This is a genomic window from Streptococcus cristatus, assembly GCF_003943815.1.
In the GTDB taxonomy this organism is placed as follows: domain Bacteria; phylum Bacillota; class Bacilli; order Lactobacillales; family Streptococcaceae; genus Streptococcus; species Streptococcus cristatus_F.
Map to the genome: position 1 here is coordinate 103,871 of NZ_RJNA01000003.1, position 26,322 is coordinate 130,192.

Annotated in this window: 21 protein-coding genes and 1 pseudogene; 17 read left to right on the forward strand and 5 right to left on the reverse strand. The window is 43.9% G+C overall.

Features of this window, described 5'->3' with window-relative positions; all coding sequences use genetic code 11:
* Positions 1–65 precede the first annotated feature (65 nt).
* From D8872_RS02820 to D8872_RS02890, 14 genes and pseudogenes are all read left to right on the forward strand, one after another.
* Entirely contained in the window at positions 66–785 is a 720-nt protein-coding gene (locus D8872_RS02820) for a matrixin family metalloprotease (RefSeq protein WP_125389869.1), read from the forward strand.
* A 4-nt stretch (positions 786–789) separates the two neighbouring features.
* Positions 790–1,155: a hypothetical protein gene (locus tag D8872_RS02825; RefSeq protein ID WP_125389870.1), complete on the forward strand. Its 366-nt coding sequence runs from the start codon at positions 790–792 to the stop codon at positions 1,153–1,155.
* Between the two features lie 429 nt (positions 1,156–1,584).
* The gene (locus tag D8872_RS02830) at positions 1,585–2,418 is read left to right on the forward strand and encodes a PRD domain-containing protein (RefSeq protein ID WP_125389871.1); all 834 of its coding nucleotides are present in this window, start codon (positions 1,585–1,587) and stop codon (positions 2,416–2,418) included.
* A 24-nt stretch (positions 2,419–2,442) separates the two neighbouring features.
* Positions 2,443–2,760 (forward strand): PTS lactose transporter subunit IIA, encoded by a 318-nt coding sequence (lacF, locus tag D8872_RS02835; RefSeq protein ID WP_048792057.1) that lies wholly within the window; start codon positions 2,443–2,445, stop codon positions 2,758–2,760.
* The gene (locus D8872_RS02840; protein WP_125389872.1) at positions 2,760–4,466 is read left to right on the forward strand and encodes a lactose-specific PTS transporter subunit EIIC; all 1,707 of its coding nucleotides are present in this window, start codon (positions 2,760–2,762) and stop codon (positions 4,464–4,466) included. The genes lacF and D8872_RS02840 overlap by 1 nt, the downstream gene beginning before the upstream one ends.
* A gap of 230 nt (positions 4,467–4,696) precedes the next feature.
* Entirely contained in the window at positions 4,697–6,103 is a 1,407-nt protein-coding gene (gene lacG, locus D8872_RS02850) for a 6-phospho-beta-galactosidase (RefSeq protein WP_125389873.1), read from the forward strand.
* A 237-nt stretch (positions 6,104–6,340) separates the two neighbouring features.
* Positions 6,341–8,236: an ABC-F family ATP-binding cassette domain-containing protein gene (locus D8872_RS02855; RefSeq protein ID WP_125389874.1), complete on the forward strand. Its 1,896-nt coding sequence runs from the start codon at positions 6,341–6,343 to the stop codon at positions 8,234–8,236.
* 27 nt (positions 8,237–8,263) lie between these two features.
* Entirely contained in the window at positions 8,264–8,620 is a 357-nt protein-coding gene (locus D8872_RS02860; RefSeq protein WP_125389910.1) for a hypothetical protein, read from the forward strand.
* A 4-nt stretch (positions 8,621–8,624) separates the two neighbouring features.
* Positions 8,625–9,488 carry an Rgg family transcriptional regulator gene (locus tag D8872_RS02865; protein ID WP_125389875.1) on the forward strand — a complete coding sequence of 288 codons (864 nt, stop codon included), beginning with the start codon at positions 8,625–8,627 and terminating at the stop codon, positions 9,486–9,488.
* Positions 9,489–9,566: 78 nt separating this feature from the next.
* A pseudogene (locus D8872_RS02870) lies at positions 9,567–10,748 on the forward strand (MFS transporter).
* Between the two features lie 256 nt (positions 10,749–11,004).
* Positions 11,005–11,409 carry a PaaI family thioesterase gene (locus tag D8872_RS02875; RefSeq protein ID WP_061910014.1) on the forward strand — a complete coding sequence of 135 codons (405 nt, stop codon included), beginning with the start codon at positions 11,005–11,007 and terminating at the stop codon, positions 11,407–11,409.
* Positions 11,390–12,151, forward strand: a complete 762-nt coding sequence (locus D8872_RS02880; RefSeq protein ID WP_125389876.1) for an HAD family hydrolase — start codon at positions 11,390–11,392, stop codon at positions 12,149–12,151. The genes D8872_RS02875 and D8872_RS02880 overlap by 20 nt, the downstream gene beginning before the upstream one ends.
* A 159-nt stretch (positions 12,152–12,310) precedes the next feature.
* A complete protein-coding gene (gene tpiA / locus D8872_RS02885; protein WP_005589685.1) occupies positions 12,311–13,069 on the forward strand; it encodes a triose-phosphate isomerase in 759 nt (252 codons plus the stop codon).
* Between the two features lie 64 nt (positions 13,070–13,133).
* Entirely contained in the window at positions 13,134–16,328 is a 3,195-nt protein-coding gene (locus D8872_RS02890) for a GBS Bsp-like repeat-containing protein (RefSeq protein ID WP_125389877.1), read from the forward strand.
* A 33-nt stretch (positions 16,329–16,361) separates the two neighbouring features.
* Here D8872_RS02890 and D8872_RS02895 read toward each other — a convergent pair whose 3' ends face one another.
* Genes D8872_RS02895 through D8872_RS02910 form a run of 4 tightly spaced genes read right to left on the reverse strand, consistent with a single transcriptional unit; the run spans position 16,362 to position 20,938 of the window.
* Positions 16,362–17,597 (reverse strand): aminoacyltransferase, encoded by a 1,236-nt coding sequence (locus D8872_RS02895; protein WP_125389878.1) that lies wholly within the window; start codon positions 17,595–17,597, stop codon positions 16,362–16,364.
* A 14-nt stretch (positions 17,598–17,611) separates the two neighbouring features.
* A complete protein-coding gene (locus D8872_RS02900) occupies positions 17,612–18,826 on the reverse strand; it encodes an aminoacyltransferase (RefSeq protein WP_185761369.1) in 1,215 nt (404 codons plus the stop codon).
* Entirely contained in the window at positions 18,826–19,635 is an 810-nt protein-coding gene (yidA, locus tag D8872_RS02905) for a sugar-phosphatase (RefSeq protein WP_125389880.1), read from the reverse strand. Before yidA ends, D8872_RS02900 begins: the two co-directional genes overlap by 1 nt.
* Position 19,636: 1 nt before the next feature.
* The gene (locus D8872_RS02910) at positions 19,637–20,938 is read right to left on the reverse strand and encodes an HD domain-containing protein (RefSeq protein WP_125389881.1); all 1,302 of its coding nucleotides are present in this window, start codon (positions 20,936–20,938) and stop codon (positions 19,637–19,639) included.
* Positions 20,939–21,055: 117 nt separating this feature from the next.
* Here D8872_RS02910 and D8872_RS02915 point away from each other — a divergent pair, with 117 nt between their 5' ends.
* From D8872_RS02915 to D8872_RS02925, 3 genes are all read left to right on the forward strand, one after another.
* On the forward strand, positions 21,056–21,460 hold the full coding sequence (locus D8872_RS02915) for a YwiB family protein (RefSeq protein WP_185761370.1): 405 nt from the start codon (positions 21,056–21,058) through the stop codon (positions 21,458–21,460).
* Between the two features lie 190 nt (positions 21,461–21,650).
* Positions 21,651–24,347 carry a cation-translocating P-type ATPase gene (locus tag D8872_RS02920; protein ID WP_125389883.1) on the forward strand — a complete coding sequence of 899 codons (2,697 nt, stop codon included), beginning with the start codon at positions 21,651–21,653 and terminating at the stop codon, positions 24,345–24,347.
* A gap of 88 nt (positions 24,348–24,435) precedes the next feature.
* On the forward strand, positions 24,436–25,227 hold the full coding sequence (locus tag D8872_RS02925) for a DUF2785 domain-containing protein (RefSeq protein WP_125389884.1): 792 nt from the start codon (positions 24,436–24,438) through the stop codon (positions 25,225–25,227).
* Here D8872_RS02925 and D8872_RS02930 read toward each other — a convergent pair.
* Positions 25,221–26,081, reverse strand: a complete 861-nt coding sequence (locus D8872_RS02930; RefSeq protein WP_125389885.1) for a metallophosphoesterase — start codon at positions 26,079–26,081, stop codon at positions 25,221–25,223. The genes D8872_RS02925 and D8872_RS02930 overlap by 7 nt on opposite strands.
* Between the last annotated feature and the right edge of the window lie 241 nt (positions 26,082–26,322).

The window sequence follows — 26,322 nt, forward strand, 5'->3', positions numbered from 1 at the left end:
AGTTTTATTTAAGAGAAAGATGATAGACTAAATTTCTCGTGCATTCTATGAGAAAGGAGCTTGCCATGAAGTTTATTTTCAATTCTATTAGATTTATATTTCGCTTGATTTGGCGGCTCATCTGGGGGCTTATTTGGTCTGTGGCACTCAGTTTCCTTGTTCTTGTAGGTGTTTTTTATTTTACTACTTCGACAGAGATGGGGGCGGAGGGATTATCGCAGGCTCTTCGCACTACTGTAACTCAAGTGGATCAATTCTTAACGCATCAAGGACTTTCCACTGGTCTTCAGACTCGTGAAGGAATTCAGCCCCATCAGCTGACAGATGAGCATACAGGGACGGGAGCTCGTTGGGCGCAGGCTAGTGCTACGGTATATATCGATACCGCTAATGAAACTTTTCGTTCTGCCTATCAGGAGGCCATCGATGCTTGGAATCAGACAGGTGCCTTCACCTTTCAAATCGTCAATGACAAGGAAGAAGCGGATATTGTTGCGACGGAGATGAATGACGGCAATGTCAGTGCAGCTGGTGAGGCTGAGTCGCAGACCAATCTCCTAACCAAACGATTTACCCATGTGACCGTTCGCCTAAATAGTTACTACTTGCTGGACAGACGCTATGGTTATTCTCATGAGCGGATTGTCAATACAGCAGCTCACGAATTGGGCCATGCTATCGGATTAGACCATAATGAGGAGGAATCAGTGATGCAGTCGGCAGGCTCATTTTATAGCATTCAGCCAATAGATATCCAGGCTGTAAAAGACTTGTATCAATCATAAAGGCATGCTAAAATCGATTTTTAATATTATTAGAAGCTTCCCAGAGCAAGTTTTCCTCTTTCTTTTTAACTCAGGCATTTTTGCTTGGCTTTGGAAAAGCGGCAACGATATTGCCAACCATCTAGGCGTAACAGCTGCTTGGGAAACTCATGTTCCAGCCCCGATTCAGGCCTTCTTTGGCGAGAATGTGGAGACAGTTCAAGGATTTTTCCAGCATTCAGCCATTATGTGGTTGATTGGTTCCATGATTATTCTATGGATTGTTCGTTTTGTCAAAGGGATAATAAAGCTAAGTCTTTTTGTTTTGATTATTTTGCTGGGCATTTACTTGGTCATGCAAAATCAAGAAGTTCTAGGGAGTTTTCTGTAAACTACAAGCAATTTATAGAAGAAAAAAAACTTATGACATGAAGAGGCTTAATTGAGCGAGAGCAAGTCTTTCATGGCAAGTTCAGTGCAAGCTTTCCAAGAAGTTTTTATGAAGTCTTGCACTTTCTGCTCTTGGCTCCTACTTTTATCTAAAGTCGAGGATTCAAGTTTGAAAAGCTTGATGAGCGTTGGTCATGCTTAGTAAAAAAAGGCTTCTAAAAAATATTTTTTAAAAAAAGCAAAAGAAAGGGTTTACATTCACGTTTTGATGTGCTATAATGAAACTATAAATTGAATAGGGTGAGCGTTACTAAGTTGGATTAGGCGTGACCGCAAATGAATTGGAAGAGGCAAGTGCTCTTGTGTTTTTCCGTTTGTTTGCGGTCATTTTTATTTCACGAAGGCTCAAGAAAATGATGAGGAGGGAACTATGTATCGAATTATACTGCCTATGAACAACAATGTTGCTCTAGCCAAACATGAAAATGGTGAAGAGGTTGTTCTGATTGGTAGTGGTATAGCATTCAATAAGAAAAAAGGTGATCCTGTTCTGGAAAGTAAGATTGAGAAAGTCTTTCGTCTGAGAACGGAAGAATCCAAGGAAAACTTTGTGGCCTTGCTCAAAGATGTGCCACTGGATTTTATCACAGTGACTTACGATGTGATTGACACGCTTTCTAAGAAATACCATTACCCAGTCCAGGAGTATATCTATGTCACACTGACGGATCATATTTACTGTTCTTATCAAGCGCTTCAGCAGGGGCGGTACAAGAGTAGTGATCTGCCAGATGCTTCAGATAAATATCCCACTCCTTATCAAATTGCTCAAGAAGCAGTAGCTATTTATCGGGAACGACTCTTAGAAGCATTTCCAGACGATGAAATAAACAGAATCGCCTATCACTTTATCAATGCAGAAGGGGTCTCCAGTCCAGCAGGTCAGGGTCATTTGGATCAGCGGAAGGAAATTCTAGCGGCTGTAGAAGAAGAGCTGAGAAAGCAGGGAATTAAAAGAACATCGGAGAATAGCAACTTCTATGACCGATTTATGATTCATCTCAATTACTTCTTAGATTACTTAGACAGAAGCCGAGATGACAACGTTTCACTGTTAGAAATGGAAAGTCAGATTAAACTGACCTATCCCAAAGCTTATCAAATCGGAAGTAGTCTTTATGAGATTATTGCCCAGAAAACTGGAATAGACTTGTATCATAGTGAGCGAGTTTATCTGGTCTTGCATATTCAACGATTATTATAAGGAACATTAAAAGGAGGATCTATCATGAATAGAGAAGAAGTAACATTACTTGGTTTTGAAATCGTAGCCTACGCGGGTGATGCTCGTTCCAAGTTGCTGGAAGCATTAAATGCAGCGCAGGCTGGAGAATTTGCCCGCGCTGAAAGTTTGGTGGAAGAAGCAAATGCTTGTATCGTCGAAGCGCACCATGCTCAGACCAGTCTTTTGACCAAAGAAGCTGCTGGTGAGGATTTGGCCTATAGCGTGACCATGATGCATGGTCAAGACCACCTGATGACAACCTTGTTGCTCAAGGATTTGATGAAGCACATGATTGAACTATACAAAAGAGGAGCAAAATAATGAACAAACTCATCGGACTTATTGAGAAAGGGAAGCCTTTCTTTGAGAAGATTTCTCGGAATATCTATCTCCGTGCTATTCGGGATGGCTTTATCGCTGGCATGCCAGTCATCCTCTTCTCATCTATCTTTATCTTGATTGCCTATGTGCCAAATGCTTGGGGTTTCCACTGGTCTAAGGATATTGAAACTTTCCTAATGACTCCTTATAGCTATTCGATGGGGATTCTGGCTTTTTTTGTGGGTGGGACCACCGCCAAGGCTTTGACAGACTCTGTCAACCGCGACCTGCCTGCGACAAACCAGATTAACTTCTTGTCTACTATGCTGGCTTCTATGGTCGGATTCCTCCTCATGGCAGCTGAGCCTGCCAAGGAAGGTGGCTTCTTAACTGCTTTCATGGGAACCAAAGGTCTTTTGACAGCATTCATCGCAGCCTTCGTTACGGTTAATGTCTACAAGGTTTGTGTGAAAAATAATGTCACCATCCGCATGCCAGAAGAAGTTCCACCAAATATTTCGCAAGTGTTTAAAGACTTGATTCCATTTACTGTTTCAGTCGTTCTGCTCTACGGTCTGGAACTGCTTGTTAAAGCAAGTCTGGGAGTAACCGTTGCTGAATCCATCGGAACGCTTCTTGCTCCACTCTTCTCAGCAGCTGATGGCTATCTGGGAATCACGCTTATCTTTGGTGCTTATGCTTTCTTCTGGTTCGTGGGAATTCACGGTCCGTCTATCGTTGAGCCTGCCATTGCTGCCATTACTTATGCCAATATCGATGCCAACTTGGCCTTGCTTCAAGCTGGTCAACATGCGGATAAAGTCATCACTTCTGGTACTCAAATGTTCATCGTTACTATGGGTGGTACTGGTGCGACCTTGATTGTTCCATTCCTCTTCATGTGGATCTGTAAGTCCGAGCGCAACCGTGCGATTGGACGGGCATCTGTTGTCCCAACCTTCTTTGGTGTCAATGAGCCTATTCTCTTTGGTGCTCCAATCGTACTCAATCCAATTTTCTTCATTCCATTTATCTTTGCACCTATCGTAAACGTATGGATTTTCAAATTCTTTGTTGATACGTTAAACATGAACTCCTTCTCAGCCAACCTTCCTTGGGTGACCCCTGGACCTCTGGGAATTGTGCTGGGTACCAACTTCCAGCTTCTGTCCTTTGTACTAGCAGCCCTTCTTGTCGTAGTGGATGTGGTTATTTACTATCCATTTGTCAAGGTTTATGACGAACAAATCCTAGAAGAAGAACGTTCTGGCAAAGCTAACGATGCTCTTAAAGAAAAAGTAGCAGCTAACTTTAATACTGCTAAAGCAGACGCTATCCTTGAAAAAGCAGGAGTGGATGAAGAAGCTCCAGCGCAAAACAATATTAGCGAAGAAACCAATGTTCTGGTGCTCTGTGCAGGTGGTGGTACTAGTGGATTGCTGGCCAACGCTTTGAATAAAGCAGCAGCTGAATACAATGTTCCTGTCAAAGCAGCAGCGGGTGGTTACGGTGCTCACCGTGAAATGCTGCCTGAGTTTGACCTGGTTATCCTGGCTCCTCAAGTTGCCTCCAACTTTGAAGACATGAAGGCGGAAACTGATAAGTTGGGGATCAAGCTGGCTAAGACTGAAGGTGGCCAATACATCAAACTAACGCGTGATGGCAAAGGAGCACTTGCCTTCGTGCAGGAACAATTTAACAACTAAATCTGTTTATTTGAGATGAAGCAACTTGATAGAGAGTGGGACAGAAATCGGTAATTCGTTAGAATTCGATTTCGTCGTCCCACCTCCGCACAGTTGAGTAGGGCTGTAAAAGCGATGAAATCAGCGTAGTAGAGTCCACTCAACCACTGCGTCTTGCTCGATAATCCAAAGACAATTGAGAGGCTAGGACTTTTGTCCCACTCTCCAAATGTTATTGAAAGGAAAATAAGATGATAAAAACCTTACCTAAAGATTTTATTTTCGGTGGTGCAACAGCGGCCTATCAAGCTGAGGGAGCGACCCACACAGATGGAAAAGGACCTGTTGCCTGGGATAAGTATCTAGAAGATAACTACTGGTATACGGCAGAACCTGCCAGCGACTTTTACCACAAATACCCAGTGGATCTGAAATTGGCTGAAGAGTATGGTGTCAATGGTATTCGGATTTCCATTGCTTGGTCACGGATTTTCCCGACAGGCTATGGCGAGGTCAATCCAAAAGGTGTGGAATTTTACCATAATCTTTTCGCAGAATGTCACAAGCGGCATGTGGAACCCTTTGTGACCCTTCACCATTTTGATACGCCAGAAGCTCTCCACTCAAACGGAGACTTCCTGAATCGGGAGAATATCGAGCACTTTGTAGACTATGCGGCTTTCTGTTTTGAAGAATTTCTAGAAGTTCGCTATTGGACGACTTTCAATGAAATTGGTCCCATTGGTGACGGGCAGTACTTGGTCGGAAAATTCCCGCCGGGTATTCAGTATGACTTGGCCAAGGTTTTCCAATCCCATCACAATATGATGGTCTCTCATGCTCGTGCCGTTAAGCTCTATAAGGACAAGGGATACAAGGGTGAAATTGGTGTCGTTCATGCACTGCCGACAAAATATCCTTACGATCCAGAAAATCCAGCAGATGTCAGAGCAGCAGAGTTAGAAGATATTATTCATAATAAATTTATCCTTGACGCTACTTATCTGGGGCACTATTCAGATGTAACTCTGGCAGGAGTAAACCATATCCTTAAGGTCAATGGTGGTCAGCTGGATCTACGAGATGAAGACTTTGCGGCTTTAGAAGCAGCTAAAGACCTCAATGACTTCCTTGGCATCAACTACTATATGAGTGATTGGATGCGCGACTTTGACGGTGAAACAGAAATTATCCATAACGGAAAAGGCGAAAAGGGAAGCTCCAAGTACCAGATTAAGGGAGTAGGACGCAGAGAATCTCCAACCCATATACCAAAAACTGATTGGGATTGGATTATCTATCCGCAAGGTCTTTATGATCAAATCATGCGGATTAAGAAAGATTATCCAAACTACAAGAAGATTTATATCACAGAAAATGGTCTGGGTTATAAAGATGAATTTGTGGACAATACAGTTTACGACGATGCTCGTATTGACTACGTCAAGCAGCATTTGGAAGTTTTATCCGATGCGATTGCGGACGGGGCTAATGTCAAGGGCTACTTTATCTGGTCTCTGATGGATGTCTTTTCTTGGTCTAACGGTTATGAAAAACGCTACGGCTTATTCTACGTAGACTTTGAAACCCAGGAACGCTATCCGAAGAAATCCGCTCACTGGTATAAGAAACTAGCCGAAACACAAATCATTGAATAAAAAATAAAGCCGTTAGAGTTGAGCTCTTTCGGCTTTTTTGGGTATGCTAATCCATAGAAGTCTGATTTAATGGTAGGCGGAGCTTGGTGCTCAATCACTGAGCTGGACTTGCTTGTCTGAGTGCTTGCGGAAAAATTTAAAATTTTCCTTTGAATTGGCTTGAGAGACAGACAGTTTGGATTTCATTTTTTATGACAGCCAATGGCTCTGTACTTGGAAATCTGCTATAATGGTTTTATGATTATTTTACAAGCAAACAAGATTGAACGCTCTTTTGCAGGGGAGCTACTTTTTGATAATATCAACCTGCAGGTGGATGAGAGTGACCGGATTGCACTGGTCGGTAAAAACGGAGCTGGCAAGTCAACCCTGCTCAAGATTTTGGTGGGCGAGGAAGATCCGACTTCTGGTCAAATCAATAAAAAACGAGACTTGTCCCTGTCCTATCTGGCTCAGGACAGCCGCTTTGAGTCGGAGAATACCATCTACGATGAGATGCTGCTGGTCTTTGATAGCCTGCGCCAGCAGGAAAAGCGACTACGCCAGATGGAGCTGCAAATGGGAGAATTGTCAGGGGAAGACCTGACGGCTCTCATGACCCAGTACGACCAGCTGTCAGAGGACTTTCGCCAGAAAGGTGGGTTTACCTATGAGGCCGACATTCGAGCGATTTTGAATGGCTTCAAGTTTGACCAGTCCATGTGGCAGATGAAGATTTCTGAGCTTTCAGGCGGGCAGAATACCCGTCTGGCTCTGGCCAAGATGCTTTTGGAAAAGCCAGAGCTGCTGGTCTTAGACGAGCCAACTAACCACTTGGATATCGAGACCATTGCTTGGCTGGAAAATTATTTGGTAAATTATAAAGGCGCCCTCATCATCGTCAGCCACGACCGCTATTTCCTAGACAAGGTTGCGACCATCACGCTGGACTTGACCAAGCATTCCTTGGATCGCTATGTGGGCAATTACTCTAGCTTTGCGGTCCAAAAGGAGCAGAAGCTGGCTACTGAAGCCAAGAACTATGAAAAGCAACAGAAAGAAATCGCTGCGCTGGAGGACTTTGTCAATCGCAATCTGGTTCGGGCTTCCACAACCAAGCGGGCTCAGTCCCGTCGTAAGCAGCTGGAAAAGATGGAGCGTTTGGACAGACCGGAGACTGGTAGTCGCTCGGCCAATATGACCTTCAGATCCGATAAGGTTTCGGGCAATGTCGTGCTGACCTTGGAAGATGCGGCTATTGGCTACGGTGAGGAAGTCCTGTCGGAGCCGATTAACCTAGACATTCGCAAGTTTAATGCGGTAGCTATTGTCGGGCCAAATGGGATTGGAAAGACGACCTTGATTAAATCACTAATCGGTCAAGTTCCCTTCATCAGAGGCAAGGAGCAGTTGGGGGCTAATGTGGAAGTGGGCTACTATGACCAGACCCAGAGCAAACTGACTGCCAGCAATACGGTACTTGACGAGCTATGGAATGACTTCAAGCTGACGCCAGAGGTCGAGATTCGCAATCGCTTAGGTGCTTTCCTCTTCTCGGGAGACGATGTCAAGAAGTCTGTCGGCATGCTATCGGGTGGAGAGCGGGCGCGGCTGCTTCTAGCCAAGCTGTCTATGGAAAACAACAACTTCCTCATCCTAGACGAGCCGACCAACCACCTAGATATTGACAGCAAGGAAGTGCTGGAAAATGCCCTAATTGACTTTGACGGCACTTTGCTCTTTGTCAGCCACGACCGCTACTTTATCAATCGCGTGGCCACGCAGATAGTTGAGCTTTCTGAAACAGGCTCCACCCTTTATCTGGGTGATTATGACTACTATCTGGAGAAAAAGGCAGAGCAGGAAGCCTTGCGTGAGGAGGCGGAGCAGGTTGATTCTGACAAGCCTGCCCCTGCCAATGACTATCAGCTTCAAAAGGAAAACCAGAAAGAACAGCGCCGGCTGGCTCGCCGCCTAGAGCAATTGGAAGCGCAAATCGAGGACTTGGACAGCCAGATCAGTCAGCTTCAGGAAGCCATGCAGGCCACCAACGATGCTGGCGAACTCATGGAGAGCCAGCAGCAAATCGACCAGCTGACCGCCAAACAAGAAGAAGCCATGCTAGAATGGGAAGAACTAGCGGAGAAGGTGTAGTTTTCTAATTTGCGTAAGGAGAACATGATGGCGACTGAAAATGATTGGTTTATGAAGCAGATTAAAGGTGTAGCCGACATGATTGGTACAACTTTGCGCCTACAGATTCAGAATTTAGATTTGGGGCAGTATGAGGATGAGGAAGGAAGACTCATCAACGGGGCTCGCTATCTTCAGCAAGTCTTACAAGAGCAGCGCTTTGAAGAGGCCATTTCTTTTGTTGAAGAGCAGATGAAACGCCTACCTCTTCATCAGTATGATTTATTGGTTGATTGGCTGATTTCCTACTTAAGACAATTAGATTTTTCCGTGAAAGAAGATCAAGGATTCGACGAAGGGTACTTGCAAGAGTTAGAAAGGTACTTAAAGGAATTGAAGTGGTAAACAAATGGAAGATTTAGGTAAAGTTTTTCGTGATTTTCGTTTAAATGGGCATTATTCTTTGAAGGAAGCAGCTGGTCAGGTTTGCTCGACCTCTCAGCTGTCTCGTTTTGAGTTGGGTGAGTCGGACATGACTCTCTCGAAATTTTTAGATCTTTTGGATAATATTCATGTGACCCTTGAAAATTTTATGGATAAGGCCCGGAATTTCCAGCAGCATGAGCACGTGGCCATGATGGGGAAGATTATCCCTCTTTACTACTCAAATGACATCAAGGGATTTCAGGACTTGCAAGCGGAGCAGTTGGAAAAGGCCAAGGCCAGCAAGGCGCCTCTTTACTATGAGCTGAATTGGATTTTGATGCAGGGCTTGATTTGTCAGCGGGACAGTCAGTTTCACATGAGGCAAGAGGATTTAGATAAGGTGGCTGATTATCTCTTCCAAGTAGAAGATTGGACTATGTATGAGCTTATTCTCTTTGGCAATCTCTATAGCTTCTATGATGTGGACTATGTCTACCGTCTGGGCAAGGAAGTTATGGAGCGAGAGGACTATTACAAAGAAATCGGTCGCCATAAGAGATTGGTCTTGATTCTAGCTCTCAATTGTTACCAGCATTGTTTGGAAAGTCGTTCTTTTGATAAGGCAAGTTACTTTGAGGCTTACGTAGAGAAAATCATTGGCAAAGGCATCAAACTCTATGAACGCAATGTATTCCTCTATCTAAAGGGTTTTGCTGCTTACCAGAAGAGACAGAAGAAGGAGGGAATCAAGCAAATGCAGGAAGCCATGCACATCTTTGAAGTGCTGGAACTACCTGAGCAGGTCGCCTATTATCAAGAGCATTTCGATAAGTTTGTGAAAGTATAATTTCCCGAATATGGGAAAAACAAAGAACCTCCCTCTATTTCTGATACAATAGTTTCAGAAATGGAAGGAGGTATTTTTATGAATCGACAGGCAACACAGCTTATTACACGGGCTGCTATTAATAAAATTGGAAATATGCTCTATGACTATGGAAACAGCATCTGGCTTGCTTCTTTGGGAGCTCTAGGACAGACGGTCTTGGGCATTTATTAGATATCGGAACTAGTCACTTCTATCTTATTCAATCCTTTGGGTGGGGCCATTACGGATCGCTTTTCCAGACGGAAGGTGCTGATGGTAACGGACTTGATTTGTGCTGGACTTTGTCTGCTGATTTCTTTTATTTCTAATGACCGACTCATGATTGGAGCCCTGATTTTTGCCAATGTGGTCCAGGCTATAGCCTTTGCTTTTTCTCGACCAGCTAATAAGTCTTACATTACAGAGATTGTGGACAAGGAAGACATCGTGGCCTACAATTCTCATCTGGAATTAGCTTTGCAGGTTATCAGTGTTTCAGCTCCAGTTTTGTCTTTTATCGTGATGCAGTATGCAAATCTACGAATGACCCTTCAGCTAGATGCCCTTAGCTTCTTTCTGGCTTTTGCCTTGGTTTATTTTCTGCCCAATCATGAGCCAAGCAAGCAGAAGTCTCCCATCAATCTTGGAAATATCCTGAGAGATATCAAGGAAGGTTTAGTTTATATCCGCCAGCAAAAAGAAATTTTCTTTCTGCTTTTGGTAGCTTCTGCAGTTAACTTTTTCTTTGCAGCTTTTAATTATCTATTGCCTTTCACCAATCAGCTCTATGAAAAGACAGGCTCTTATGCAACTATTCTGAGTTTGGGTGCTATAGGATCAATCATTGGAGCCATTCTAGCTAGCAAGGTTAAGGCCAGTATGGGAAATTTACTTGTAGCCCTGCTATTGACCGGTGTCGGAGTCGCAGTCATGGGCGTCTCAGCCTTGATAACGGTTCATCCCTATTTTTCTTATTCTGGTAATCTTATCTGTGAGCTCTTTATGACTGTGTTCAACATTCATTTCTTCAGCCAGGTTCAGACCAAGGTGGACAAGCAGTATCTAGGCCGCGTTTTCTCAACGATCTACACGCTGGCAATTCTTTTCATGCCTCCTGCGACTTTTCTGATGACGCTTCTGCCGAGTGTCCACACCCTTTCCTTTCTTCTGATTGGTCTGGGGGTAATAGGACTGGCTTTGATTTCCTATCTTTATCAAAAGAGAATACAAAGAGACTAGGTTGGAGTGATTTCCAACCTAGTTTAATGTTTTGTCTTGCAAATCTTCAGCTGAGAATTTTTAAATTCATTACCAGCCTAATTTGGATCAGAACTCTATTTCCAATCTACCAGCTCAAATCGGCTGAAAGATCAGGAGTGCTGGAGATTTGAATAGCTGGTAGAAAAATTTTTTCCATTGGAACGTGCATATAATCATTGTTCCTTTGTAGTAAAAGTAGTATGATGAAGTATAAGCAAAATTAATGGAGTGAGGAATGAAAGATTTTCATTTTGATGCAATTTCGGCATTTGAAAACTATAAAATTGAGGAGGCCAAAGATGGCCATGTTTTAGTAACGACAGAGGTCGTCCCCTCTTCTCTAAACTATTATGGCAATGCACATGGAGGCTACTTGTTCACCTTGTGCGATCAGATAAGTGGTTTGGTTGTCATTTCACAAGGAGCTGACGCTGTGACCTTGCAATCTTCCATCAATTATCTTAAAGCGGCTAAACTAGGCGATACTCTAAGCATTGAGGGGAATTGTGTCCATACCGGACGGACGACTAGAGTGGTGGATGTAGATATTGTCAACCAAGATGGGAAGAATGTCTGCAAGGGGACTTTTACCATGTTTGTCACTGGCGAAAGGGGAGAAAATGCACAAGTTAGAATATAAACATTATCTTTTTGACTTTTACGGAACACTAGTAGATATCCGGACTGATGAAGATGATCCGACTTTATGGTTGTATCTTTCCCGCATCTATGCAGCATATGGAGCAGATTATCAGCCAGAAGACTTGAAAAAGAAATATGGACAATTGGTAGTAGAGCAGGAAAAAAAGATAGCTCAAGAGAAAGGCGTTGTCTATCCAGAGGTTGATTTGTTGGCGGTTTTCATTCAACTTTTGCAGGAAGCTCCAACTAAGCATGAAACCCAGACTCCACTTCCAGATGTGCAGGCTTGGGGAGAGCAGTTGGCCGTGACTTTTCGGAGTTTGTCCCGTCGTCATCTCTATGCTTATCCGAACACCCTCAAAGTTTTAAAGGCCATTAAGGACCAGGGAGGCAATATTATTTTGCTATCCAATGCTCAAAGAGCTTTTACAATGCCAGAAATTGAATTGACGGGTTGTGCTCCCTATCTGGACAAAGTTTATATTTCTTCGGATTATCAGATCAAAAAACCACAAGCAGAATGGCTAGAGCTTGTGTTGGAAGAGAATCAGCTTAATCCAGAAGATACGGTTATGGTTGGCAATGATTTTTCCACAGATATGGCTATTGCTGAAGCTGTTGGGATTGATGGAGTGTTGTTGGACACTTTCCCATACTCGGATGCAGAGATAGACAAGCTCAATAAAATGCAGGCCAGAGTCATTACAGATATAGAAGAACTGCTGGAAAATAGGAAGTAAAAGATACCTTTAAGGTCTTTAAACGGTTTATTCACAGCCAAAACTGTGGATAACTCAGAGAAACATTACGATTTGATAAAAAATTGTGGATAACCTTTATTAATTTGCTTTCTTATGATATAATAGCCCATATAAATAAAAATAGAAGAGGTATGTGAAATGTCACGTAAACCATTTATCGCTGGTAACTGGAAAATGAACAAAAATCCAGAAGAAGCAAAAGCATTCGTTGAAGCCGTAGCATCAAAACTTCCTTCATCAGACCTTGTTGAAGCAGGTATCGCAGCTCCTGCAGTTGATTTGACAACTGTTCTTGCTGCTGCAAAAGGTTCAAACCTTAAAGTTGCTGCTCAAAACTGCTACTTTGAAAATGCAGGTGCTTTCACTGGTGAAACAAGCCCACAAGTTTTGAAAGAAATCGGTACTGACTACGTTGTTATCGGTCACTCAGAACGCCGTGACTACTTCCATGAAACTGACGAAGACATCAACAAAAAAGCAAAAGCAATCTTTGCAAACGGTATGCTTCCAATCATTTGTTGTGGTGAAAGCCTTGAAACTTACGAAGCTGGTAAAGCGGCTGAATTCGTAGGTGCTCAAGTATCTGCTGCTTTGGCTGGCTTGACAGCTGAACAAGTTGCTGCATCAGTTATCGCTTATGAGCCAATCTGGGCTATCGGTACTGGTAAATCAGCTTCACAAGACGACGCACAAAAAATGTGTAAAGTCGTTCGTGACGTTGTAGCTGCTGACTTTGGTCAAGAAGTTGCGGACAAAGTTCGTGTTCAATACGGTGGTTCTGTTAAACCTGAAAACGTAGCTTCATACATGGCTTGCCCAGACGTTGATGGTGCCCTTGTTGGTGGAGCGTCACTTGAAGCTGAAAGTTTCTTAGCTCTTCTTGATTTTGTGAAATAAGAATAACAATAAATGGCTTGTCGCCTTAAAGGTGGCAAGCTTTTTAAAAGTTTGGAGATAAAAGGTGAAATCAAAGGAACTTATCTATTTAGCCAGTACAGCTATATTGCTAGCAGCAACGGCTAACGTAGTACAGGCAGAAGAAAATACGCCGACAACCACAGACCCTGAAGTAGCTAAGGCAGAACTTCAAGTAGAAAAGGATCATCAACCTCAGCAGGTAGCCTTACCAGAAGCGGTATCCACAGATCGTCAAGTCAAACAAGAAAGCTCGGTCGCAAAAGCGGAAGCTAGTCCAGTATACAAGGCACCAGAAAATCTGGCACCTGCTGCTAGTCTGGTCAAGGAGAATGTACCAGAAAATATAGCTAGTGAACAAGCAAAGGCAGCTGCTTCTGAAGCGATTCAGAATCCAGTAAAGGCTGAGCAGATTTCCCCAGCGATCAGCGCCAGTCCTGTATCTAAAAAAGGAAGTACTTCTTTTTATAATGCAGCTTCTTCAGCAGGACAAACAGCGCGTGGCAATTCACAAGCAGAAATCAAGGGCTCTACCTTTGTGGATGTGAGTAGTCATAACGGCCATATCAGCGTAGAAGACTATCGCCAATTAGCATCCAAAGGTGTCGGCGGTGTCGTTGTCAAACTGACAGAAGGAACCCACTATACAAATCCTTATGCTGAGTCTCAGGTTCGAAATGCGCAAGCAGCTGGTTTGCAAGTATCAACCTATGCCTTCTCGCATTATACAAGTGATGCAGAAGCCAGAGCAGAGGCCCGTTACTATTCTGCTTTTGCTAATAAACTGTCCTTGCCTAAAAATACAGTCATGGTCAATGACATGGAAGATCCTAAAATGCAATCGGGGATCAACCAGCATACTCAGGCTTGGGCAGATGAAATGCGCAAGCAGGGATATACAAATCTGATGTATTACACGAGCGCTAGCTGGGTTGACCAGAATAACCTACGCCACAAAGGTTCAATTAATACATCTCTCTTTGGTCTTGATAATTTTTGGATTGCTCAGTATCCAGCACCTAAGCTGAGTGCAAATGATGCTAAAAATTTGAAGTACAATAGCAGAGCAGGAGCTTGGCAATTTACTTCTCAAGCGCAGCTGCTTTCTGGTAAGCATGTTTTCGACCAAAGTATTGACTACTCTGGTAGATTTACAGCTAGAGCTACTTTGGTCAAACAACCGCTGACAGGTAAGATTAGTATTCAAAATAATAATCCAAAAACTGGCACATTTGATGTTGTTGTTTCCGAAGTTTCCGCACCACATGGAGTTCAGGAAGTTAAACTTCCGACTTGGTCTAGTGAGCGTGGGCAAGATGATATTGTTTGGTACACTGCAACGAAGCAAGCCAACGGAACTTATAAGCTGACAGTTAATGCTGCCAACCATAAAGGTTCTACGGGCGAATACAATGTTCATTTGTATTACGTTCAAGGTGACGGCAAGTTAGTCGGAGTCGGTGGTACAACGACTAAGGTTTCAGTTGCGAAACCAGAAGGCAAGCTGACTATTACCAACAACGATCCGAAGACTGGTACATTCGATGTGATCGTGTCCGAGGTTTCTAGCCCGCAAGGTGTTCGTGAAGTCTTGCTTCCAACTTGGTCAAATGAGAATGGCCAAGATGACATCATCTGGCATAAGGCGCAGAAACAGTCAGACGGTACATATAAATTCACGGTTCGAGCCAGCGAGCATAAGAATTCTGTCGGCGACTACAGTGTTCACTTGTACTATGTCCAAAACGATGGCAAGATGGTTGGCGTTGGTGGTACAACGACTAAGGTTAGTCTTGCTTCCGTTGCTAAACCAGAAGGCAAGCTGACTATTGCCAACAACGATCCTAAGACTGGTACTTTCGACGTGATCGTGTCCGAAGTTTCTAGCCCGCAAGGGGTTCGTGAAGTCTTGCTTCCAACTTGGTCCAATGATCAAGGTCAGGATGACATCATCTGGCACAAGGCTCAAAGACAGACAGACGGTACTTATAAATTTACTGTCCGTGCCAGTGAGCACAAAAACTCTGTCGGCGACTACAGTGTCCACTTGTACTATATCCAAAATGACGGCAAGATGGTCGGCGTTGGTGGCACAACGACTAAGGTCTCAGTTGCTAAACCAGAAGGCAAGCTGACTATTGCCAACAACAATCCCAAGACCGGTACTTTCGACGTGATCGTGTCCGAGGTGTCTAGCCCGCAAGGTGTTCGTGAAGTCTTACTTCCAACTTGGTCACATGAGCAAGGTCAGGATGACATCATCTGGCACAAGGCACAAAGACAGTCAGACGGCACTTATAAATTCACCGTCCGTGCTAGCGAACACAAAAATTCTGTCGGCGACTACAGTGTCCACTTGTACTATGTCCAAAACGACGGTAAGATGGTCGGTGTTGGTGGCACAACAACTAAGGTTTCCATTGCGACAGGGGAGAAACCACAGGGAAAAATCAGTATCCAAAATAAAAACAATGAAACTGGTGAATTTGATATCGTCGTTTCTGGTGTTGTAGCTCCAGAAGGTGTCAAAACTGTCTATTTGCCAACTTGGTCCAGTCAAAATGGACAAGATGATATTCAGTGGTATACGGCGGAACGCCAGGCTGATGGTACTTATCGTAAGCATGTTTACGCACGTGACCATAAGAATAATGCAGGCGAGTACAATGTTCACTTGTATTACTTAAATAATCAAAATCAGCTGCAAGGAGCTGGTGGAGAAAAGACCTCTATCTTTGTGAACCGTCCTCAGGCAGCTAGTCAACGAGACCGTGTTCTTGCGGCGGCAGCTGCAATGGTAGGTGTCAGGGGAGGTAGTGCTGAGCATCAGCGCTTGGTCAACGATTATAACAGTGTCAGACCGCTGCCAGTTGGCTACGCTGTAAAAAACACAGATGACTGGTGCGACATTTTCACGACAGTTATTTTCCAAAGAGAAGGCTTGAGCGATCTCATCGGTCGCGAATGCGGTGTTGAGCGCCATATTCACATCTTTAAACGTCTAGGTATTTGGAATGAAGATGGTAATTCTACACCTAAAGCGGGCGATATCATCACCTTTAACTGGGATCAAAATAGCCAGCAAAATGATGGCTGGGCTGATCATATCGGTATTGTCGAAAAAGTCGAAAATGGTATCATTCACACGATTGAAGGCAACAGCAATAACGTAGTTAAACGCAACACTTACCGCATCGGTCACGGGAATATCCGTGGTTTTGCGACACCTCGTTATAAATAAACACGCAAAAAAACCAAGGGAAACCTTGGTTTTTTAACGTCTTAGAATTTTCTTTATGAGCTGAAGCAACTTAAACTTGAGAGGGTTAGGATAATAACGGAAAGTTCCCATTTTTCGAACGATGAAGCCGTTGAAGTTTTGTTTGAAGCGCAGAACACCGTCAGAACCGTCGAAAATTCCCATAATACCGAGGAAATTATAAAATGGAATGCCTCTCTTGATGCTTTCGGTCATAACATATTCCTGCAGTAGGGCTGGAGCGTAGAATTTATTAAACTCAGGATAGGAGCCACTGAAAAGATAGGTTGCTTCCTGAGGGGTGTAGATAAAGAGACTGGCAGCCAGGATCTGGTCTTGGTCGCCGTACTTGTCAATCAGCTCTTGGGACTCTGCTTTGCGAGTTTCAAAGCTATCAAACTGGCTGGAAAGCTCTCGCAGCTGATTTTGCTTCTTTTCAGATTGAGGATTGTTTTCCAAGTCAGCCTGCAGTTTCTGAATTTTTTGGCCCAGTTTCTCTTGGTCTTTTTGTAAGTTCTGAAGATAGTCCTTGAAGTTGAGACTGGCTGTCATAAAGTCAGCCTGTTGACCAAAGCTATCATAAAAATCTTGATAGTAGTCTAGTGGCTTGTCATCATATTCCCGCCGGTCAGAAGTGGCAGCTGTGATGTCTTTGAAAACGCTGAGTTGGTCGCGTTCCAGTCTTTTAAGCTTGATACCAAAGGTGTTCGCCTTTTTGACTGTCGCTTTACCGCTTTTACTGAAGGACTTGAGCAAGTCTTTCTCCGTCAGACCAGCTAAATCTTTGACATAATGCCAATCAGGCTCCCCGCCTGGATAGCCTGTCTGTAGGCCGTCAAAGTCAAAGCTCAAATCAGTCAGTTGCTGGATAAGCTCGACTTTTTCATCAGATGTGGGTTGGCCATTGCTGTCAAAGGTCTGATAAGTCTCGTAAGGCTTGATGATGAGCTCCAGGGCGCCTTCTTTTTTAGCGTAAGCCTGCAAAGCTTGATAGAAGGGAGTCAGGTATTGAGCATCGGTAGAGACAGGGCCGCAGTTGATTTCCATATGGAGCCCACCAGTCATAGGCATACTGTAGAGGACAGCTGACACCACTACCTGTCCCTGTGGGTCAGTGTAGCCGATATACTGGGTACTGAAGCCCCGCTTGTTCAGCAGCTCTGCCATTTCCACGGTCTGCATAAAGGAGCGTTGGGAGCTAGCTGAGGTATGCTGGATAAATTCTTCTTGGCTGAGAAGTTTAAAGGTCATAGGCTTCCTTTCTGTTAATGCTTGCTGCGCAGTTTCTTTCTGATAGTGTAGGCCAGATTGGAGAGGTGATAAAGTGGATTAGTTGGCAGGTTAAACTCACCAGCGAATTCCTCAATAGTCGGATTGAACTTGGATTTAAAGCTGTAGAGACCACCCTTGAGGTCATTTTCAATTCCGCCCATATTTTGCCAATCAGCTCCGCGCTCAAAAGCATGTTTGGCCGTTTCGTACCAAGTGATGATGGCTGGCTGGTAACGGCGGTACTCCTCGTCCATTCCTGCATAGATATTTTCAGAAGTCTTGCCGTATTCTAAGACCAAGGTGCCAGACAGGGGAACGACAGCAGCACCTTGGCTGATTTTGTCTTGCAGAAAGTCAATCTCTTCTTGGAGGCGTTTCTGTTCTTGCTGGTTATTTTCAATCTTGCCGGGCTTGGTTTTCTCGGTAAATTTCTCTGCTTCTTTGAGTGTCTTGGTCAGCTGAGCCTGCAAGTCTTCTAATCGTGCCTTTAGATCAATGCTGGATAAGGTGATGTAGGAGTGGTCAGGATAAGTGTCCAAGAGTTTTTGGTAATAGTCTTTGCCGCGTAGGTGGATGTTTTTTCTATTTTCCGTTTTCTTCATCAGATTTGAAAAGTCATCCAGCAATTCTGCTCCGCCAAATTGGATTTGGATGCCTTTGTTACGGGCTGTACGAATAGCCTGTCGAGTGCTCTTAGAAAGTAGATCCTCGCTGAAATCTTCTTTATGTATATTGGCCTGCAAGCGAGGCTGGATGGTTTCGTCCAGAGACTCGGTCCGTCCGACCCAGACAGCTCCTGCCTTCTGCAGCTCTTGAATCAGCTTAACCGTCTCGGCTTTATCTTGCAATTCGCCACCCATCTTGCTTTCTGCCAGAAAGAGGCTGGGATCAAACTTGACAAAAAGAGCTTTTTTCTCCTTGGCAAATTTCTTGAGCGACGCCAAAACAAAGGCCAGCAGCTCCTGGTCACCATAGTTCATGATGGGACCGCGGGGGATATAAAGCATGGTCATCCCCAAGGGCAGTGGTTTGATCAGGACACTGGCTGCAGCAACCAAGTGGTCGTCTTTGTAGAAGCCTAAGCGCTCATTTCCCCAGTTGTCCTTGATTTGAGCCCAGGCTGCACTCTGCAGGAGATTGGCCTGCGGATGAGCTGCGACAAAAACATCGTGTTCCTGAGCTGAGATTCCAATTTTGTAACTGTACATTATTTTAAAACCCACTCTCTAATAGCATGTGCTACGCCGGATTCTTCGTTCGACTTGGTGATGTATTTGGCGATTTTTTTGAGTTCTTCTCTGCCGTTTTCCATGACAACAGGAGAGCCGACTGCTTCCAGCATGGCGCGGTCATTTTCTTCATCACCAATGGCCATGGTTTGTTCCTTGGTCAAGCCAAGTTTTTCAGCCAGATGGAGGATAGCAGCTCCTTTATTGACAGTTTTTTTGACAATTTCCAGATAGAAAGGAGCTGATTTAACCAGTGTATATTTTTCGGCCAATTCCGGCGGAAGCTTGGCAATGGCTGCATCCAAAATTTCAGGTTCATCAATATACATGCACTTGACGATTTCTTTATCAGCCATTTCTTCAGGCGTACGATAGAAGATAGGCATGTTGACCAGATTGGACTCGTAAACAGTGTACTTGCCGATGTTGCGATTGGCCGTATAAATGCCGTCCTTGGTGATGGCATGCATGTGAACGCCTAATTTTCGTCCGAGTAGCTCGATATCCAGATAGTCGTCATAAGACAGTGTTTCTTTGATCAATTCTTGACCTGTGACAGTATCCTGCACCAGTCCACCATTGAAGGTCACGACATAGTTGTCTGGTTGATTGAGCTCTAGCTCTTCTAGGAGTTTTTTAACGCCAGCAATAGGACGGCCGGTTGCAATGACGATTTTGACGCCAGCAGCCTTGGCATCCTGAACAGCACTGAAGACTTCAGGCGTGATTTCTTTTTGGTTATTTACAAGGGTACCGTCAATGTCAACGGCAACTAATTTGATAGACATATTATTCTCCGTAGGTGAATTGGTCGTTTTTGATATAGTGCATAAAGGTCTGGTTTTTCTCGCTGAAAAGCCCAGTCTCTGCTAGCATTTCCTTAGGGAAGTAAAATCGATTATCGCCCTGTCTAGTCCCAGCTAGCGAATGGACGATAGGAGATAGGCTGGATAGTTCTGCCAAACCACCATCTTTTTGTAGGATTTCAATCTGAGTCCGAGGTTTTTCAACATCAGGCCGATAAAAATCATAGGGCAAGTCAAAATTGCGATGGATAGCAGTATAGTAATCAGGGTCAAAGCCAACTTGTCCAACTAGGTCTCGCATGATATCCAAGTGCGCTTCATTTTCCTGAGAGAAGACGATAGACTTAAAGACCTTGCGGTTGATAAAACGCTGAGCCAAGTCGGATAAAATCTTGTCCGGACTCGTCATCCAAACTTGGAAATAGGTATTCATAACACCATCATCCAAGGCCAGATAATCCTGCAGGGTCACCCTGTTTTCAAAGAATGGAATGAGGTTGGGTGATGACAGGGCAAAATAATCCTTCTGAGCTGGATAGAGAAACTTGGCCCGCTTGAGCAGATTTTGCAGTAAGACTTCCATAGCTCGACTAGCCGGGTGGAAATAAACCTGCATGTACATCTGGTAGCGGCTGACCACATAGTCCTCTACCGCATGCATACCATTGCGCTTGAAGGCGATGCCGTTTTTTACTGGACAAATCACTCGTAAAATTCTGGTTAAGTCAAATTGCCCATAGGAAGCGCCAGTAAAAAAGGAATCGCGCAAGAGATAGTCCATCCGGTCCACATCAATCTGGCTGGAAATCAGCTGGACCACCTGCTTATTGGGATATGTATGGTTGATGACGCTAGCCACCTTTTCGGGGAAATCTGGCGAAACCTGTACCAGGGCTTGATGAATCTCTGTCTCTGGACTGGTGATGATTTGCCGCGTAATATCCTCGTGATTAGTATCAAAGAGGCGCTCAAAAGTGTGTGAATAAGCTCCGTGCCCCAAGTCATGCAGGAGAGCGGCTGTCATGGTCAGCAGGCTTTCATGGCTGTCCCAGACCTTGCTGTATTTTTCATTGAAAATCTTGGTGATGCGTCGAGCAATCTCATAGGCTCCCAGACAATGCGAAAAACGGCTGTGCTCCCCGCCGTGAAAAGTATAGCCAGAAGTGCCCAGCTGTTTGATGCGACGCAGCCGTTGAAATTCTTTGGTATTGATTAAATCATAAATGACCTGATGATCCACATGCACATAATTGTGAACCGGGTCCCGAAATACTTTTTCAATCATAATCCTATTATATCATAAATGCTCAGTGGGCGAAATTCAAAGCCCGAAGTAGAAAGGAAGAATTCTCAAGAAATTTTTGATAAAATAGAAGAAAGAAACAAGGAATGTGAGAAAATAATGAAAATTAGAATGAGAAATCAAATCAAATTAGATGAGCAAATGGAGTTGATTGACCAGGTCTATGATGTAGAATGGACACAAAAAGGGAGCAATAACTATTTGATTTATCAAAGCGAGGAGCAGGAAAAAGTCGTTCTGAAGTTTAATGAGGACAAGCTGACCATGACCCGCTTTTCTGAGCCAAAAACCATTCTTCATTTTATCAAGAATGGTCAGCATGTAGTATCCATCCCGACTCCGCTGGGTGCTCAACAGTTTGTGACGGACACTCAGCATTATCACTTAGATGTAGAAAATCAGGCTTTGGAACTTCACTATGATTTGAAAAGAGCCGACGATGATCAGCTTTTTGCTTCCTATCAGATGAAAATCGAATGGACGGAAGAAAAGTTTGAAAAATAACAGCTCTGCCTTGAAAAATACAAAAATTTTGGTATAATAAATACACTCAAGGGAGTAGCTAACGGTTTTACCGTTACAAGGTCGTCAATACGAAAGAAATTTCCGGCCTTGTATGAAATAGCGAGACTTGTTAATCAACAGGTCTCTTTTTGTTTATTTTGAAAGAGGCCCATCAAAAGGAGGAGACATTTTGTCAAAAGAACAAAAGCGCCAAGCTTTTTATACGCAAAGTCCTGAGGAAGTTTTGCAAGCAATGGAAGCTTCCGAACAAGGGTTGACCAGCAGCCAAGCCCAGCAACGTTTGGCGGACTACGGTCGCAATGAATTGGAAGAAGGAGAGAAAAAGACTCTCTTGATGAAATTCATTGAGCAGTTCAAGGACTTGATGATTATCATCTTGTTGGTAGCGGCTATCTTGTCTGTTGTGACGTCAGGTGGAGAGGATATTGCGGATGCTGTTATTATCCTAGCCGTTGTCATCATCAATGCTATCTTTGGTGTTTATCAAGAAGGCAAAGCTGAAGAAGCCATTGCGGCTCTCAAATCTATGTCCAGCCCAGCTGCGCGTGTCCTGCGTGATGGCCATGTCACAGAAGTAGATTCTAAGGACTTGGTACCTGGTGATATCGTTCGACTGGAAGCCGGTGACGTTGTCCCAGCAGATATGCGACTGTTGGAAGCTAATTCCCTGAAAATCGAAGAAGCCGCTCTGACAGGTGAGTCTGTGCCAGTTGAGAAAGATTTGACTGTTGCAGTAGCTGCTGATGCTGGTATCGGCGACCGGGTCAATATGGCCTTCCAAAACTCCAATGTCACTTACGGTCGAGGAGTAGGGGTTGTTGTCAATACTGGGATGTACACTGAAGTCGGCCATATCGCAGGCATGTTGCAAGATGCAGATGAAACTGACACACCGCTCAAGCAAAACCTCAATAACTTATCTAAGGTTCTAACCTACGCAATCTTGGTGATTGCTGCGGTGACCTTTGTAGTCGGTGTTTTCATTCAAGGGAAAGATCCGCTTGGTGAGCTGATGACTTCAGTTGCTCTTGCGGTTGCGGCGATTCCAGAAGGTCTGCCAGCTATCGTTACTATCGTGCTGGCTTTGGGAACACAGGTTCTGGCCAAGCGTAATTCGATTGTCCGTAAATTGCCAGCAGTAGAAACACTTGGTTCAACTGAAATTATCGCTTCAGATAAGACCGGTACTCTGACCATGAATAAGATGACGGTCGAAAAAGTCTTTTACGACGGAGTCTTGAATGAAGCTGGCCAAGATATTGAACTTGGACTGGAGCTGCCGCTCTTGCGTTCGGTTGTCTTAGCCAACGATACCAAGATTGACCAAGAAGGCAAGTTAATTGGTGACCCAACGGAAACAGCCTTTATCCAGTATGCCTTGGACAAGGGCTATGATGTTAAAGGATTTTTAGAGAAATATCCTCGTGTAGCTGAGCTGCCATTTGACTCAGATCGTAAGCTCATGTCTACCGTTCACCCATTGCCAGACGGGAAGTTCCTAGTGGCAGTTAAGGGAGCTCCTGACCAACTCTTGAAACGTTGTGTTTCCCGTGACAAGGCTGGAGATATTGCAGCGATTGATGATGCTACATCACAGCTAATCAAGTCTAATAACTTTGAAATGGCTCACCAAGCCTTGCGTGTTCTTGCGGGTGCTTATAAGATTATTGATGCAGTTCCGACTGACTTGACCTCTGAAAATCTAGAAAATGATTTAATCTTTACTGGTTTAATCGGTATGATTGACCCAGAACGTGCCGAAGCAACAGAAGCGGTTCGCGTAGCTAAGGAAGCTGGTATCCGTCCGATTATGATTACCGGTGATCATCAAGACACAGCAGAAGCCATTGCTAAGCGCCTAGGAATCATTGAGGCAGGAGATACGGAAGACCATGTTCTGACAGGTGCTGAGCTCAACGAACTTTCTGATGCGGAATTCGAAAAGGTTGTTGGTCAATACTCTGTCTATGCCCGGGTTTCTCCTGAGCATAAGGTTCGTATCGTGAAAGCATGGCAAAACCAAGGTAAGGTCGTTGCCATGACAGGTGACGGTGTTAATGACGCGCCAGCTTTGAAGACAGCTGATATCGGTATCGGTATGGGAATTACAGGTACAGAAGTTTCTAAAGGAGCTTCTGACATGATTCTGGCGGATGATAACTTTGCGACAATTATCGTTGCAGTCGAAGAAGGACGGAAGGTCTTCTCAAACATCCAAAAGACCATTCAATACCTTCTTTCTGCTAATACAGCTGAAGTGCTGACTATTTTCTTGGCAACCCTCTTTGGTTGGGATGTCTTGCAACCAGTTCATCTGCTTTGGATCAACTTGGTAACGGATACTTTCCCAGCTATTGCTCTGGGAGTTGAGCCTGCTGAGCCAGGTGTCATGACTCACAAGCCTCGTGGCCGTAAGTCTAGCTTCTTCTCTGGTGGTGTCATGAGTTCCATCATCTATCAAGGACTGCTGCAAGGTGCTCTAGTGTTGGCAGTTTATGGCTATGCTATTGCTAATCCTGTACATATTGGTGATGTAAAAGCGATCCATGCGGACGCTCTTACCATGGCTTTTGCGACCCTTGGACTTATTCAGCTCTTCCATGCTTACAATGTAAAATCTGTTTACCAGTCTATCTTTACAGTTGGTCCATTCAAGTCTAAGACCTTCAACTGGTCTATTCTGGTTTCTTTCATCCTCTTGATTTCAACCATTGTGATTGATCCACTTGAAAAGATTTTCCATGTGACCAAGTTAGATTTGACCCAATGGGCTGTTGTCCTGATCGGCAGTTTCTCTATGATTATCATTGTTGAAATTGTTAAGTTCATCCAACGTAAATTAGGTATGGACAAGAATGCTATTTAAGAGCAAAAAGTCATCTTCGGATGGCTTTTTTGCGTACAAGGGGGTATAATCAACTTCAAAGAGTTCAACTCGAAAGGACGGTGAAAGTATGTATCAAAATTTACGAAAGAAGTTGGAAGAAGCTTCTCCTTTATATTATGAGGAAGAAATCTTATGGTTGCTGGATCATATTGGTCATCCAGAAGCGACAATCCGTGATGAGTTAGTCTTTTCGTCCTTGGCAAGGGGACTTCAGGCTGATTTGTTTTCAGTTGAACAGTTTCGTTTCTTGGCTCAAGAAGCAGTCAAAAGACAAGAACTTTTTTACGAGAGTGATAAAAATGGTCAAGCCACCTTAACACGTTCCTTCACGGCTTTGCTTTATGCTAATCTCTTAAACTGTGATGGTAATCCAAACTCTTTGTATTATCAGGCTTTATCAGTGCAAGAAAGAACCTATTTACTAGATAAGGGGTTAAGCTACTTGTCAGTAGAAAGAGACACAAGAGGATACTCTAGGAAATACGGTTGGGTTCATGCCTTCGCTCATGGAGCAGACTTATTGACAGAAGTGGCTTGTCATCCGGACTTTCCCTCCAGTAGGATGCCAGAGGTTTTAGAGGTCATTCATCAAGTTTTTAAAAGAGTTTCAGTCCGTTTCGGAAACGATGAAGATTGGCGCTTAGCCCAGGTGCTCTATCAAGCTGTTTTAAAGGAAAAACTGTTGCAGCATGAATTCAGACTGTGGCTTCAATCACAGAATTTCCCATTGGAAAGCAACCAAGACTTCATTGCTTTTTCCAATTTTCGTTCCTGTTTATTAGAAGTCTATGTGCAGTTGGACAGCAAAAAACAGCTCTCAGATGAGCTGAGAGCTGCTATTCAAACATTCCATTACTGAACTTCAATCACCGTTAAAGCATCTCGCAGTTCATCTGCCAGATGTTTTTTCTTATAGTCTAGAAATTCGACTAAATCTTTAACAGCATTATAACGCTTGTGCAGGCGGTGCATCTGGGGAATCTGATACTGAGGAAAGTCGTTAAAAAAGTTCCAAGTCAGTTTCCATTCACGGATGTAGCCTAGAGGACGCATATGGTAGCGGACGCCTTCGATAACACGGCTTTGGTGGCGGTGATGAAGATGGCCGAAAACGACTTCTTTCACCCTGTATTTGACAAAGAGTCGATGAAAAGCTTGGCTTCCTAGGAAGGTGTTGAAGCGCTGGAAATAGGGATGGTCGTATAGAAAGTCTTGATGGGGGACAAAATGCAGAGCAACGATAATAGGACCATCTAAAGTTGCCAGCAGTTTTTCTAACTCTTGCAGAGTCTGAGCTGTAATGCTAGGGTCGTCGAGTTGACGCTCCAATCTGCGGTCAAACCAGAAATTAGTCTTGGTTCTCAGATGTTCTTCCTTGCTTTTTTCTGGAACAAAGCTGTAGTCATACCAGCCAGAAAAGCTGACGAGCTTGGTCCGGCAGAACTGCTGGACCTGAAAATCATAGTTTGAAATTTTTTGCTCAGAAAGTCCCAGCATATCGTGATTTCCCAGATTAAAAGAAAGGGGAATCTCTTGCTTCAAAGTTTCAAGAAAGGGCAAACTAATCTTGGTCAGATCGTTGGACAAATCTCCAGCAATGTGTAGGTGGTCAATCCCTTCCTCTTTTAAAAGATGGCGAAGAGTTTGCTGCTCAAAATCTCCAAACTGGTTGGAGTCCAGATGGAGGTCGCTCATAAATCCGATTCTTGTCATGATTTTAGTCTAGCATATTTTGAAAAACTTGAAAATATTTAAGCGTCTTATGGAGGGTATCACTTCTATCTGAATCCCAAATAGATTATTAGAACCTTGTAATCCGGGATACTTCTTCCAACCCCATGTCATTATATTACTTTTTTAACAATTCCGTAACAAGCTGCTCCCATTCTTGCCTATCTACTAAAAATTGTATAAAATGAAGGTGCTTCATTATCCGATTAGGCAAATGTCTGAA